Annotated in this window: 16 protein-coding genes; 5 read left to right on the top strand and 11 right to left on the bottom strand. The window is 64.1% G+C overall.

What is annotated here, in order from left to right; all coding sequences use genetic code 11:
* Positions 1 to 1,115: 1,115 nt before the first annotated feature.
* Positions 1,116 to 1,556, bottom strand: a complete 441-nt coding sequence (locus ACFKCF_RS51935) for a type II toxin-antitoxin system VapC family toxin (RefSeq protein ID WP_394503576.1) — start codon at positions 1,554 to 1,556, stop codon at positions 1,116 to 1,118.
* Complete coding sequence (locus ACFKCF_RS51930; protein WP_394503574.1) at positions 1,549 to 1,761, bottom strand: hypothetical protein; 213 nt, start codon at positions 1,759 to 1,761, stop codon at positions 1,549 to 1,551. Before ACFKCF_RS51930 ends, ACFKCF_RS51935 begins: the two co-directional genes overlap by 8 nt.
* Positions 1,762 to 2,012: 251 nt before the next feature.
* Between ACFKCF_RS51930 and ACFKCF_RS51925 the strand changes: the two genes are divergently transcribed.
* Positions 2,013 to 2,462 (top strand): hypothetical protein, encoded by a 450-nt coding sequence (locus ACFKCF_RS51925; RefSeq protein WP_394503572.1) that lies wholly within the window; start codon positions 2,013 to 2,015, stop codon positions 2,460 to 2,462.
* A gap of 239 nt (positions 2,463 to 2,701) precedes the next feature.
* On the opposite strand, the gene ACFKCF_RS51920 is transcribed toward ACFKCF_RS51925, so the two are convergent.
* From ACFKCF_RS51920 to ACFKCF_RS51890, 7 genes are all read right to left on the bottom strand, one after another.
* Entirely contained in the window at positions 2,702 to 3,328 is a 627-nt protein-coding gene (locus ACFKCF_RS51920; protein ID WP_394503571.1) for a hypothetical protein, read from the bottom strand.
* 418 nt (positions 3,329 to 3,746) lie between these two features.
* Complete coding sequence (locus ACFKCF_RS51915) at positions 3,747 to 4,421, bottom strand: tyrosine-type recombinase/integrase (RefSeq protein WP_394503569.1); 675 nt, start codon at positions 4,419 to 4,421, stop codon at positions 3,747 to 3,749.
* A gap of 578 nt (positions 4,422 to 4,999) precedes the next feature.
* Positions 5,000 to 5,527, bottom strand: a complete 528-nt coding sequence (locus ACFKCF_RS51910; protein ID WP_394503567.1) for a hypothetical protein — start codon at positions 5,525 to 5,527, stop codon at positions 5,000 to 5,002.
* Positions 5,528 to 5,976: 449 nt separating this feature from the next.
* A complete protein-coding gene (locus tag ACFKCF_RS51905; protein ID WP_358337338.1) occupies positions 5,977 to 6,750 on the bottom strand; it encodes an NAD(P)H-binding protein in 774 nt (257 codons plus the stop codon).
* Positions 6,751 to 7,122: 372 nt separating this feature from the next.
* Positions 7,123 to 7,578, bottom strand: coding sequence for a tyrosine-type recombinase/integrase (locus ACFKCF_RS51900; protein ID WP_394503702.1), 456 nt, complete (start codon positions 7,576 to 7,578; stop codon positions 7,123 to 7,125).
* 8 nt (positions 7,579 to 7,586) lie between these two features.
* Positions 7,587 to 7,901, bottom strand: a complete 315-nt coding sequence (locus ACFKCF_RS51895) for a hypothetical protein (protein WP_394503565.1) — start codon at positions 7,899 to 7,901, stop codon at positions 7,587 to 7,589.
* 107 nt (positions 7,902 to 8,008) lie between these two features.
* Positions 8,009 to 8,197: a hypothetical protein gene (locus ACFKCF_RS51890; RefSeq protein ID WP_394503563.1), complete on the bottom strand. Its 189-nt coding sequence runs from the start codon at positions 8,195 to 8,197 to the stop codon at positions 8,009 to 8,011.
* Positions 8,198 to 8,364: 167 nt separating this feature from the next.
* Between ACFKCF_RS51890 and ACFKCF_RS51885 the strand changes: the two genes are divergently transcribed.
* Together ACFKCF_RS51885 and ACFKCF_RS51880 are read left to right on the top strand one after the other, a co-directional pair.
* On the top strand, positions 8,365 to 8,553 hold the full coding sequence (locus ACFKCF_RS51885; RefSeq protein ID WP_394503561.1) for a hypothetical protein: 189 nt from the start codon (positions 8,365 to 8,367) through the stop codon (positions 8,551 to 8,553).
* 34 nt (positions 8,554 to 8,587) lie between these two features.
* Positions 8,588 to 9,067, top strand: coding sequence for a hypothetical protein (locus ACFKCF_RS51880; protein WP_394503559.1), 480 nt, complete (start codon positions 8,588 to 8,590; stop codon positions 9,065 to 9,067).
* An 86-nt stretch (positions 9,068 to 9,153) separates the two neighbouring features.
* Here the strand turns inward: ACFKCF_RS51880 and ACFKCF_RS51875 are convergent, their stop codons facing one another.
* On the bottom strand, positions 9,154 to 9,408 hold the full coding sequence (locus tag ACFKCF_RS51875; RefSeq protein ID WP_394503557.1) for a hypothetical protein: 255 nt from the start codon (positions 9,406 to 9,408) through the stop codon (positions 9,154 to 9,156).
* Positions 9,409 to 9,775: 367 nt separating this feature from the next.
* Entirely contained in the window at positions 9,776 to 10,285 is a 510-nt protein-coding gene (locus tag ACFKCF_RS51870) for a tyrosine-type recombinase/integrase (protein WP_394503556.1), read from the bottom strand.
* Positions 10,286 to 11,079: 794 nt separating this feature from the next.
* On the opposite strand from ACFKCF_RS51870, the gene ACFKCF_RS51865 reads away from it, so the two are divergent.
* Positions 11,080 to 11,619: a 2'-5' RNA ligase family protein gene (locus tag ACFKCF_RS51865; protein ID WP_394503554.1), complete on the top strand. Its 540-nt coding sequence runs from the start codon at positions 11,080 to 11,082 to the stop codon at positions 11,617 to 11,619.
* A gap of 97 nt (positions 11,620 to 11,716) precedes the next feature.
* Entirely contained in the window at positions 11,717 to 12,073 is a 357-nt protein-coding gene (locus tag ACFKCF_RS51860) for an inositol monophosphatase family protein (protein ID WP_394503552.1), read from the top strand.
* Positions 12,074 to 12,128: the final 55 nt, after the last annotated feature.

Raw genomic sequence — 12,128 nt, 5'->3', positions numbered from 1 at the left:
CACCCCCCCCTCCCCGCGGCCCGAGCTTGCGGGCCGCGCGCTGCGCGTGCGGCCTGGGGGCCGTTCTCGCGCGCGCCCGCCACTCGGACCGCCAGGGCATCGCCCTGCTTCGCGATGTACCGTCTTGCGTCGCGAAGTTCGCGAGGTTCGCGACCAACTTGCAAGCGCTTCCGCTAGCCTCAAAGCAGTGCGTTGCGTGCGTGCACGGATTCCGTGCACGCACGCAACATCAGAATGGAACTCGTCACCAAGTGATTAAGGGCAAGTTCCTGACTGCGATGAAGGCGCCGACTGCTACAGCGACCGCTAGCAGCAGTAGGCACATTCGGGCGGTACGGCCCCAGTTCGATGCCGCGAACCGGGCCGTCCGTCCGAGTTCTCTGAACGCGCTCACTATCCCTCCTTCCTTACAACGAAAAAGCGCTCCAGGGACCCCGCCAATCGAGTGATCTTCGACATCACTCGGACGAGACACCTGTAGCGCTTAGACAAACTCGCTCCGCAATGCACCCGCTGCTTCTCTCGTCGAGCCTGAACGAGATGCCACGTCGAAGATGGCGATGCAGGGTGGTAGTTATGCATTGCTTCGCGAACCAAGGCTCAAGATATAGCTGATCCATTCGCGTTGCGAGCAAACAGAGAAGTTGCCTCCGGCGGGGCACTCCGGCTCCGGGATGATCGAGGTGCGTGAGACGAGGTCCGAGGGTGGCTGAGGTGGAAGCCTGATCATCCCGCCCGCCATCGACCCGGGACAAGCCGAGCAGACCAGGGCCACGGGGCCAAGGTCGTTCCTCCGGTTGGGGGCTCCACCTTGGCCCCGTGGCCCTGGCCCGCTTCCCCTTCGGGCGGGTCGACGGCAGACGGGATGATTAGGGCGCAGGGTGCGCGCGTCGCGCGAGAAACACCAGGTCGCAGGCTGATCGCCGTGCAATTAGCGTGCAATTAGGCAGGGTAACGAGAGGTCAATCACGGTCACTCAGGACCGGGTTTCCGCCCAGCTCAGAGCCCCCACGTGCCGCGATCCTTGCAGTTCCCAAGCTGACAGCGCGGGTTCGATTCCCGTCACCCGCTCCAGTGTTCGTGTAACAGCGTTCAGTCCCACCGCTCAGCGGTGATCACTGAGGGCTTGCGTCTTTAAGAAGTTCGGTCTCGACGACGCCATCAAGCGCCCGGTGGAGTTTTGCGTCGGTGGTCAGCAGCGGAATCTCTTGATCGAGAGCAAGCTGTGCGAAGACAGCGTCATACATGCGCAACGTCAACCGCACCGCCAGGGCGGCGGCCCGCTCCAACCGGTCGGCGTCCACGGGATAAACCCGGACACCGAGCTCGTCAATGATCCGAACGGCCGCAATGAACTCATCTGCGGATAGCCGGCCCGCGAGCAGACCCTTCTTTCGCAGCACTCCGGCAACCTCAATCCGCGCGAAGTCCGCTGTCTCCAGTCTTACCCGGCCGTGCAGGAAGTCGTCCCGGATCTGGCGGGCGTGCTCGTAGCCAGGTTGATCGACGAACCACCGTAGGAACACACCAGTGTCCACGACGTACGCGTCAGCCACGCGCACCTTCCCGGAGACGGTCCAGTTCCTCGTCGACGCCCGTCACACCGCGCATCCGCTCCTGAACCCGCTCCATAATGGCCAGCGCTCGCTCACGCCGACCAGCCATCTCGAGGTTCTCGCGGACAAGTGCGAGAACCGGCTGGACACGGTCATCCGGAAGCCGATCGACTAGAGCATGCAACTCTTCACGCATCGCGCTCATGCTCGCAGTCTACGCCTCGCCAGGCTCGTCTCCCTGGCCATTTGTGCAGGGCGAGGCAGGCCGGTGGCTGCCTCATTCCGCGTTAGGAAGACCTCCGGAAGGTACGCATCTCGCTATACCTCTGGAAACGCGCGCTCCACATTGGCCCCGTGGCCCTGCCCCGCTTCCCGTGCGGGCGGGTCGACGGCAGACGGGATGATCTCAGGCGGGCGGGGTACGCGAGGCCGCGCCTGCTCGTGCAGGATGAGCGCATGGACTCCACGGAGATCGTCATTGGCAGGAGCAAGCAGGCCGATCATGTGGCGATCCAAGTAGTAGGTCGCATGCACCCCGGCACCACTGATTTCTGGGACGGAAACTGGCTCACCTCTCCCGTCCTCGTGCGCGTCGGAGGCTTCATCGCCAAGATCGACGCTGGTCTCCGGGTCGAGGAACTACGTGACTTCCGGGTGGATCTACAACGCATCTACGCAGAGGTTCAGGGGCGCGCCGTACTGTCCTCGATGGAACATTGGGTGGAGCTCATCGTGGAGTGTCATCCAAGAGGTTCGCTCTCCGTCGCGGGGACGATAGCGGACCATCCTTCGATGCGTAACACTCTTCGGTTCGAGGTAGAAGGCTTGGATCAGACGGATATCCCGGCGATCGTTGACGCCCTGGTTGCTGCGGAGGAGCGATTCCCAGTCCTGGGCCGGGAATGACCTTCAGGAGTGACCGGCACCCCACGTTCGTGGACTGATCGTCGTGCCATTAGCGTGCCATTAAGGGGGGTGACGAGGGGTCAACCACGGTCATTCACGACCGACCCGACAGCGGCGCTGACCGGGGAACGCGAGCTACGGCAGCCATGATCCCTGCAATTCCCAAGCTGACAGCGCGCGGGTTCGACTCCCGTCACCCGCTCCACACACGAAAAGTGCTGTTCGGCATGCCGGATCGTCTACTCCTCGAACCATGCCACCAAGCGGACAGCATCGTCTCCGTGAACATGCGCGAGCGTACGCATGACTGTCCATACCCCGTGCCAGAGGCTGTCAGGCGGTACCGCACGGCGGCGCGTGGCACGCTCAACGCGGAAGATGGTGTCTCTGTCCCTCCACTCGGTGCCTTCATCCCACAGCACAGCAACCTGATAAGGGTCGACCGTCAAGGTGTCCACGCCACTTACCCGAGCGAATCTGCGGCTCCATACCGAGCGGTAAACGAGTTCTAGACTCTGATCGGGAAGCTGCCGGTACTGGGCTATGTTGGTCGGACGAAGGGCGGGTTCATCCCAGTCGATCGCGGTGACCTCATCCCAGTTCAACCACGTGACACCGAAGGCGGCTTTCCCCCATTTCGCCAATCCCGCTTTGGTGCTCTCCGACGCATCCTGAGGGAGCCCGCGATCGGCCGCTATCGGTCGCCAGTGGCCTGAGCTGCGAACCCCGAAGAGACAATCGAAGGCTTCGTAGTCTCTACCAACCAACATCTTCAGCGAGATAGCAGCGCACCAAGCGGTCTCGCCGACATCGAGGCCGGGAGTCCATGTGCGGCACTCGATGAATCCGTGGATGTCGGTTCCCATGCCGAGATCTTCTTGTCCACGCGGAGGCGCTGTCCAACCCTTTGTGATCACGAGTCACTCGCCGGTTGGGCCTAGATGAGTGAGGTAGATGCCCGAGCAGAGCGAGTGGAGTTCGTGCAGGCTGCCGGGCCGTGCCCGCTGCGTGCCCGTTCGGACGGCGATCCACGGGGAGTCGCGGGGACTCACGGTCACTCGACAGGCGTATGCCCAGGTCAGCGTTTCCCCTGCTCAGAGGCCATGATCTTGAAAGAGTTCCCAAGCTGACAGCGCGGGTTCGATTCCCGTCACCCGCTCCCAACGAGAAAGCCCAGGTCGGAAGTGGTTTCCGAGACCTGGGCTTTGATCTTGCTGGGGTCTGTTTTCGCTGTCGTGCCAGATTCGTGCCAGAACAGTTGATCTTCCGTGCAATTACGTGCAACTAGCCGACCGGCACGAGCGCTCCCTCATGGCCGTCATCGCCCTCGTCTTCCTTGGGCTTGAGGCCTTCCTTGACGATCTCGCCGAGGGCGTCGGCGATCTTCCGATCCCGGTCTTTCGCCGCATGGAGATAGATCATCGCGGCCTTGGTGCTGGCGTGGCCCATGCGGGCCATCAGTTCCTTGAGTGATGCTCCGGTCATCGCCGCCAGGGTGTTGCCGGTGTGGCGGAGATCATGGATGTGGATTGCCGGAAGCTCGGCCTTCTTGATCGCCTTGGCCCAGATCTTGGTGAAGGCACTCCGGCGGAGTTGCGCGCCCTTCTCCCCCACGAACACCAGCCCGTCAGGCTCCCCCTCGCTGAACCGCTGAAGGTGCCACGTCAGGTCACCGATGATGACCTCCGGGAGCGCTACGACCCGGACACCGGCATCTGTCTTGGGCCGTCCGGTGACGAGCTCACCCGTCTTCATCTCAGAGACGGAAGCGTCGATCTTGACCGTGCGGGCCTCAAGCGGCGGCGCGCCGCGCCGCCGTACAGCGGCCCGTCGCTTGCCCGCTGCCCGGGCATGCGGCCTGGGGGCCGGTCCCGGGCGGCAGCAGCACGGACCGCCACGCCGATCGTGGCGCCCGCCGTACTGAGCAAGCTCACCGACCCCAGCGTCACGCCGCCGCACGAATGCAGCCCTACGATCGCCACGCGTGGGCTGGCCTCAGGTAGTGGCTGGGGGCGATCGACGATCCGGTGCTTCGTTCCTCAGCACCGGCTCACCGGATAGCGGTGTCCTCAGGTCGCGAAGCCAAGCATGTGGCTGCTGACTCGGTCGTGTCGTCGTAGGTAGACAGCGAGACAGCGGATCGTCTGTGCGCCCTTTCGGGATTTGACTGCTGCCCATACTCTGTGCCCTAGCAAGAACGATCATGCATCGAAAGCGGGGCATCAGTGCTGCCTGGGTCAGCACCGCAGGAGGTCCGCTAGGGCCTGTGTTGAGTCGTGATCATTGGAGGCTGCGCATCCAGATCACTGCTCCTCGCAGGTGGAGGCCAGCAAGATCGCTCTCGGGCATCTTGTCGTAGCGGCCTCGCGATGCCGTGCCACGCCTTCAGCCCAGGACGCGGAACACAGCGAAGCTCCCGGTCGGCGATCTGCTGGCTGGCAGGCCGTCGGCCGGGAGCTTCGCTGTGGTCTTCTACCGGGCTGGGCTGGCGTTCTCCGCCAGAACCCGGTGAGGAGCTGAATGCCCTACGGGTCAGCTCAGCAGCCGTACCACCCGGCGTAGGCGTCCCACTTGCCGTCCTTGGTGAATTCTGCGCTCTTGCCCTTGTTGATCGTGGTGCACTTCGAGTCGGGCATAAAGGCCCCCCTCCAGTCCACCTTGAGCTTCTTCTTGCTGGCGCAGTTGTTCGTGATCTTCACCCAGTGGTGGTAGTACTTTCCGAAGGCGGTCTCCTCGTAGAAGGTCCTCCCATGCTGGACATTGACGCAGGAGGGCGCGGCGTTGGCCGCCGGAGCGGCGGCGGCCGGTGTGGCGACAGTCATGGTGAGCACAGCTGCCGCCACACCGGCTGCCGCCACAGCTGCGGCTCGGATGAAGGCACGGGAATCCATCGTTCTCCTTGGGGATATCGCGGCGATTTTGGATGCTGCCGGTTGGGCAGCAAGAAACGCCCGCCACATGCGGGTTGTTGACACGGCCAACGCTAGCGAGGGGCGGTATATCGCGGGTATGGCAGTGATTCGGGCAAGGCCAGGCCGGATACCCGCTTCGTCGACCTCGACCACGCTCAACCGCTACACGCACGCGTCGCCCGAGGGTCTGTAGTGCCGAGTCAACAATCGCCTCTGGAGTGGATCTCCAGCTCAGGGAGGGGGAAGTGCTCAAGATCGGCGGATCCTAATGGGGCCGAGGCGGGCGGGGTGCGCGCAGTGCGTTTCAATCCCAGGTCGGAGAGCTGATCCTCGTGCCAGATGCGTGCCAGAACGAACGGCAGGTCAAGGTCATTCAGGGCCACTCACGGCCACTCGTCGCGGTCTGACCAGGACCCCCGTTCTCCCCGCTCAGGACACCAAGATCAGTAGCCGGTTCCCAAGCTGACAGCGCGGGTTCGATTCCCGTCACCCGCTCCACGTATGGAAGCCCAGGTAGACCGGTGGATTCGGTGCTTGGGCTTTGATCTTGCCGGGCTCGTGTCAGTACGCGGGTCGGTCACACGGCATCAGAGCCTTCGTCGTTAGAGAACCTGCGGCGAATGACGGTCCAGGACATAAGAGATGACCGTTTCGGCGGGCCTTCCGAGCACTCGCTCCAGATCAGGGGTCTGCTGTTCCAACGCGCCCGCGCGCACCTGGGCAGAGAGCCAGCTCATGGGGCCTGGGCCGGCGTCCGGCACCTCGCGGTAGGTCACTCCCAGCGCCTTGGCTACCTCGGGATAGCTCCACAGAGGCCCGGTGAAGTCGTACGCCTGGCCCAAGTGCCCCTCACCCGTCAGCACGTTCGCTGCCGCCTCGGCTAAGTCCGACCGGAACGCCGTGTTCAGGCTGCGGCCTCCGGTGCTGCTGGTGATTTCTCCGCCGGAGATTTGCGGGACGAACGCGTCGCTGTAGAAGGGATGGCGCAACAGTGTGTGCGGCAGACCGCTGTCAAGGATGGCCTGTTCGGTGGCGTGATAGGCCTCAGTCATGCCGGTGGCGACGCCACCGGCTCCCAGGAAGCTGGTGAAGACGATGACACCGACGCCGACGTCTTTGGCGGCGGCCACGGCGGCCAGGTGCTGCCTGATCCTGCGGGCGGAATCCAGTTCCGGGGAGGAGATCAGAAAGAGACGGCCGGCCCCGTCGAAGGCCTCACGCAAACTTGCCGGGTCGTCGTAGTCACCGCGCCGTATTGGAACGCCTTCGGGAGCCCGTTCGGGATCACGCACCACGGCTACCACCTCCGCCCGGGTACGCAAATGGCTGATGACGAGGCGGCCGAGTGCACCGGAAGCGGCTGAAATTGCGATCACTGAAAAGACTCCCTTTGTGAACAGTCGCACCAGTGAACTCCCGCCGAGTGACGCTGCGCCACTCATTTCCGGCCAGCCTCGGCTATGCCAGGGGCGCTCAGCTCTGAAGCCAGCGAGAAGCCGGCCGTGCAGTTGGCTGCCGCTTCGCAGAGGGCGACGCCCTCGCAGACTGCCCTCAGCTCCGTACCATGGTCGCCGAGCCTGTCGAAGAGAGCAGTTCAGCGTCCTGATCGTTGGGCCATTAGCGGGCCATTATCCAGGGTGACAAAGGGTCAACCACGGCCACTCACGATCGGCCCGACACCCAGCTCAGCCGCCCTGCCTGGCGTACTCGATGCAGTTCCCAAGCTGACAGCGCGGGTTCGATTCCCGTCACCCGCTCTCACTGTGAAGGCCCAGGTAGATCGATGGATTCGGTACCTGGGCTTTGATCTTGTGTGGGGTTATTGATCTCTGTCCGGTAGGGACCAGCAGGCCAGGCGGATTGTCGTCATCATCGTCGCGTGCCCGTTCGTGCCCGATGAGGTGTTTGTCGATCGCTTCAGTGATCAGCTTGTCGGCTCCCCTGACCGCGTGCTGATAGATCATCGCGGCCCGGACGTTGTCGTGCCCCATACGCGCCATGAGGTCCTTGAAACCTGCGCCCGAGTCCGCCGCGATCATGTTGCCCGTGTGGCGGAGATCATGGAAGTGCAGCCCCGGGACGCCGATCGCCCGCACGGCCTCCATCCATCCGGCGAGCTTGTTGAACCCGCTCCCCCGCATCGGGCCGCCCTTGATCCCGGTGAAGATCAGCGCTCCCGCCTCGGGCTTCACGTAGAGCCGCAGGTGCTCCCTCAGAGCCGGGATGATCGCTTGCGGGATGCCGATGATGCGCTTGCCCGCCTTGGACTTGGGTGGACCGAGAACCAGCTCGCCAGTGGAGCGTTAACGTAAGCCAGGCGCACGCCGACCGTACCCGCGTCGAGGTCGAGATCGGATCGGGTCAGCGCGGTGATCTCGCCCCACCTCAGGCTCGCGAACCTGGCCAGGAGCACGAAGGCCCGGTAGCGGCGATCGTGCTTGCAGTCGGCTTGCCCGGTGTCGATCATCCGCCACAGTGCCTGCTCGGCCTCCGCTCTCGTCGGGAAGCCCTCCGGGGAGGTCCGCATCTCACCATGCCTTTGGAATCGGATGCGATGTCCTTCGCCTCTCTTGAGTCCTCGGATGCTGCCCACGGGTCGGCGCCCCACTTTGTCCGCCAGCTCGAAGACCTGCCTCACGGAGAGGACCGGTCGCTCTTCGGCGTGCTCGTCGCCGGCCCACGGATACGGCACGGGTTGCGGGACATGATCCTGTCATCCTCGGCCGCTGTCATGAGCACGGCACGCAGCAGCCGGTACGCCTTGGCCGCCATGCCCACGGAGACGCCCTTGCCGAGCAGGTCCGCCCGCCACTGCCGAATCATCGCCGTGGAGACCTTGCTGAGCGAGATGTTGCCGAGCTACGGCGTGATGTGCTTCTTGAGCAGCCAGCGGTACAGGTCCACCGTCCGAGGGCGAAGGCCAGGGCCGTGCAAGGTGGCTGATCGCCGAGCTTGACTACCTGAACGGGCGGACTGCAGGGTGACGAACTATGGGCAGGAGGCGCTACGTCGCCAGAGGCGTTCCCGGCGGCTATCGGATCTGGGACAACAAGACGCGTCGCTGGTGGGGCGACCTCTACGAGTTATGCCCTGACGACCTGCTCGACGAGCTGAACGGCGCGCGTGACTACGACAAAATCACGGCGCTCCTCAAGCGGTACAGAGCTATGAAGCGATAGGTGGTGCTTGCACTCCAGGTGGACGTTCTGTCAGATGCCCCGCGCAGAGCTGACGGTGACGGAAAGATCCAACCGTGGGCCGCGCGAACTGAATCCGGGCTATGTGAGACGATCCAAGCGGGCAAACGTACAGCCAGTGCTCGTGGGAGCCGAGGAATCCAGTGTGTTACTCGCGATGATCCTTATGTACGCAATACCTGTTGTTATCGTCGTGGCATCGCTCTTTGTGACGTCACATAACCGCCGACGCAAGATCCTCTACTTGTCCGCTACTCTCGTCGCCTTCATCGTGGTGCTCGTGATCGCCTGGACGGCGGGTCGGGATGCGTGGGGGTTCTGGCTCTTCTTCGTTCTTCCGGCCGCGCTCGTCACAGGGATACGGCTGATAGTCGCCACCGTCCTGGCTTCCTCGGACGCCGCGGACGACCTGCCTCAGAGTTGCAGTTCGGGTTGCAATACGAAGCCGTCCAAGGGCGTTCAGGATGGACCGCGCACGCCCTTTGACCTGCGTTGAACTGTCTGGATCAATGATCGGCCGAGCTTTTATCCGTGGTTTCCTGGTTCGAGCCCCGGTTCGACTGGCCTTCGTCATGCTGCCGGTCATACCCGGTCGCCCGAACGGGCAGCCCCAGCCGCTCCGTTCACCTGCTTAATCAATAGCCCGAGATAGCCAAGCGTCGTTCCTAGCGTCCCGAGAACCCAGCCCACGCATAACACCGTCGAAGCCGCTTGCAGGGTCGCGTCGGGAAGGGTAACGATCCCTGTTCCGTCCTTGACGCTCCACAGTAGGAGCAGCCCGCCAATCAGTACGACCTGTTGAACGGTCATCACCAGGAGGCAAACTCTGATCATCATGCAGGGGATTGTCTACTCGCTCTCTCCTTGAGGCAAGAGCAAGCCTCTGGCGGTGCTCCGGCTCCGGGATGATCGCCCTCCTGCACTTAATGCGCTTAAGTCTAGGGGGCTGATGTGGAAGCTGATCGTCCCGTCTGGGATCGACACGGGACGAGCTGAGCTAACCGGATGATCGGGCAATGGCAGTTGCGTGGTGCACATGACAAACTCCAGGTCACGGACTGATCGTCGTGCCATTAGCGTGCCATTAACCCGGGTAACGAGGGGTCAACCACGGTCACTCACGACCGGCCTCAGCCGCAGGTCAACGCCCCTATGAGCCGAGATCCCTGCAATTCCCAAGCTGACAGCGCGGGTTCGATTCCCGTCACCCGCTCTCATCGCGAAGGCCCAGGTGGGGACATGAATCCCGACCCGAGCCTTGATTGTTTCCGAAATGGTTCGATCTTCGCGGGCCATTAGCTCTTGATCCCCCTGCGGGGACCAGTGCGCCCGCCGTGCCCTCGTCGTCGTCATCGTCACGAGCTTCGAGTTGCCGATCGATGGCGTTGGTGATCGCCTCGTCGGCTCCCCTGACGGCGTGCTGGTAGATCATGGCCGCTCGGACGTTGCCGTGTCCCATGCGTGCCATGAGGTCCTTGAGCCCCGCGCCGGACTCGGCGGCCAGCATGTTGCCCGTGTGCCTCAGATCGTGGAAATGGAGCCCCGGCAGGCCCGTCTCCGTGACGACATCCACCCACCGAGTGCGGGTGTTGAAGCCGCTGCGGCGCATCGGGCCGCCCTTGGCCGCCGGAAACATCAGGGCGCCTGGCCCGTCCTGAACATAGGTGTCCCTGTGCTCCCGCAGGATGGGAACGATGCTCTGCGGGATGCCCACCGTCCGACGTCCGGCCTTGGACTTGGGAGGCCCAGCACCAGCCCACCCGCAGAGCGCTCGACGAAGGCAACCCGGACACGGACCGTACGCGCCTCGAGATCGACATCCATCCGGCGTAGCGCGCTGACCTCACCCCAACGCAAGCTTGCGAACGTGGCCAGAAGCACCATCGCACGGAACCGCCGGTCCTGGGTGGAGTCGGCCTTACCCTCCAAGGCCATCTTCCACAGCGCCCGCTCCGCCGCCACTCGGGTAAGGAAGATCTCCGGATGGGTGCGCATCGCGCCGTGCCGCTGGAAGCGCAGCCGGTACGCACCATCCTTAATCTTCCGGACATTGCCCGATCGGACGTAGCCCAGCTCGGTCGGCCAGCTCGAACACCTGAGAGACAGCGAGCACGGGACGTTCTTGCGCGTGCTCGTCGCCGGCCCCTCGGATCCGGCACGGATTCTGTGGGATGACGCAGTCGTCGGCGGCGGTCATCAGTACGGCTCGCAACAGCCGGTGCGCCTTGGCCGTCATGCTCACCGATACTCCGTTGCCGAGCAGATCGGCCCGCCACCGCCGAACGGTCGAAGTGCTGATCTTGGCTATCGGGACGTTGCCGAGATGTGGCGTGATGTGCTGCTCAAGCGGCGGCGCTGCGCGCCGCCGACGGCCCTCCGCCGCCCGCCGCCCGGGCGTGCGGCCTGGGGGCCGGTCCCGGGCGGCAGCGGCCCGGGCCGTTCGATATGCGAGGCGACTGCGCCATAAAGAGGTAGCAAACCCGCCCCGAAGGTTGAGATCGTCCGACCATGTCGGACGGCACTTCAGGACAGTACCGAACAGGCGAGACGGCCTTGCTGGTCGTGGTGAAGGAAGCTGAGCCAGTGGTCGGACAGTGGCGGCAGCGTTTTGATTCCTCCGCCTCGGCCGGGGTTCCCGCACACGTGACGGTGCTCGTGCCGTTCCTGGACATTGATCGCATCGACGCTGCGGTGATCGACAAACTCAGGGCACTGCTCGGCGAGCACAGGCCGTTCAGCGTCCGGTTCGGCAAGTGCCAGCGTTTCCCCGACGTGCTCTACCTCGCACCGACACCTGACCAGCCGTTTCGCGCCCTGACCGAGGCCGTCGCGGCACGGTGGCCCGAAGCGCCGCCCTACGGTGGACAGTTCACGGAGGTCATCCCGCACCTGACTGTCGCCCACGGCCAACAGGCGCATGTGCTCGACGAGGCGGAAGCCGCGCTGACCACACGACTGCCCATCATGGCAAACGTCACGTCGGTCAACCTCTTCGTCAGCGACGGCGACCGCTGGCACCCACGTGCCGCGTTCCCGCTACTCGGATGATCTCTCCACCCGGACCTCATGGAAAGATCGCCTCCGGTGGGGGCGCTCCGGCTCGGGGATGATCGCCGCGCCGGCCTGAGGTCCGTAGACGGCCGAGGTGGAAGCTGATCATCACGCCCGCCATCGACCCGGGACAAGCCGTCAAGAGCTGGCCGCACGCGTCCAGCGCAAACGAATGTTCGGCTCGGCCGCGATCGATCTCGCGTGGGTGGCAGACGGCAAGATCGACGCCAACATCATGCTCAGCAACAACCCATGGGACACCGCCGCAGGCGTCGTCATCGCCCGCGAAGCCCGTGCCACAGTGATCGACCTCGACGGCAGTCCGCACAACATGACCGCCCGCGCAACCATCGCCGCAAGCCCCAAGCTCATAGCCGACCTCGTGGAGCTCATCTCCGAGGCTCGCGAGGCCACAAGGCACAGCCAGCACACTGCCGAACAGCTCCTGTAGGTATCAAGGCGGCGGCGTACGCGCCGCCGCGTGGTCCTAGATTTTGGGCCGCTTC

The sequence above is a fragment of the Nonomuraea sp. JJY05 genome (genome assembly GCF_043496855.1).
GTDB lineage: Bacteria > Actinomycetota > Actinomycetes > Streptosporangiales > Streptosporangiaceae > Nonomuraea.
The sequence above is the reverse complement of the archived record's forward strand: the minus strand, read 5'-3'. Positions and strand labels throughout refer to the sequence as shown.

Coding starts and splice junctions, on each gene's coding strand:
- ACFKCF_RS51930 (WP_394503574.1), bottom strand. CDS start 1,761: ATGAGCGCGATGCGTGAAGAGTTGCATGCTCTAGTCGATCGGCTTCCG.
- ACFKCF_RS51925 (WP_394503572.1), top strand. CDS start 2,013: ATGGACTCCACGGAGATCGTCATTGGCAGGAGCAAGCAGGCCGATCAT.
- ACFKCF_RS51920 (WP_394503571.1), bottom strand. CDS start 3,328: ATGGGAACCGACATCCACGGATTCATCGAGTGCCGCACATGGACTCCC.
- ACFKCF_RS51895 (WP_394503565.1), bottom strand. CDS start 7,901: ATGCGGACCTCCCCGGAGGGCTTCCCGACGAGAGCGGAGGCCGAGCAG.
- ACFKCF_RS51890 (WP_394503563.1), bottom strand. CDS start 8,197: ATGATTCGGCAGTGGCGGGCGGACCTGCTCGGCAAGGGCGTCTCCGTG.
- ACFKCF_RS51885 (WP_394503561.1), top strand. CDS start 8,365: ATGGGCAGGAGGCGCTACGTCGCCAGAGGCGTTCCCGGCGGCTATCGG.
- ACFKCF_RS51880 (WP_394503559.1), top strand. CDS start 8,588: ATGCCCCGCGCAGAGCTGACGGTGACGGAAAGATCCAACCGTGGGCCG.
- ACFKCF_RS51875 (WP_394503557.1), bottom strand. CDS start 9,408: ATGATGATCAGAGTTTGCCTCCTGGTGATGACCGTTCAACAGGTCGTA.
- ACFKCF_RS51865 (WP_394503554.1), top strand. CDS start 11,080: ATGTCGGACGGCACTTCAGGACAGTACCGAACAGGCGAGACGGCCTTG.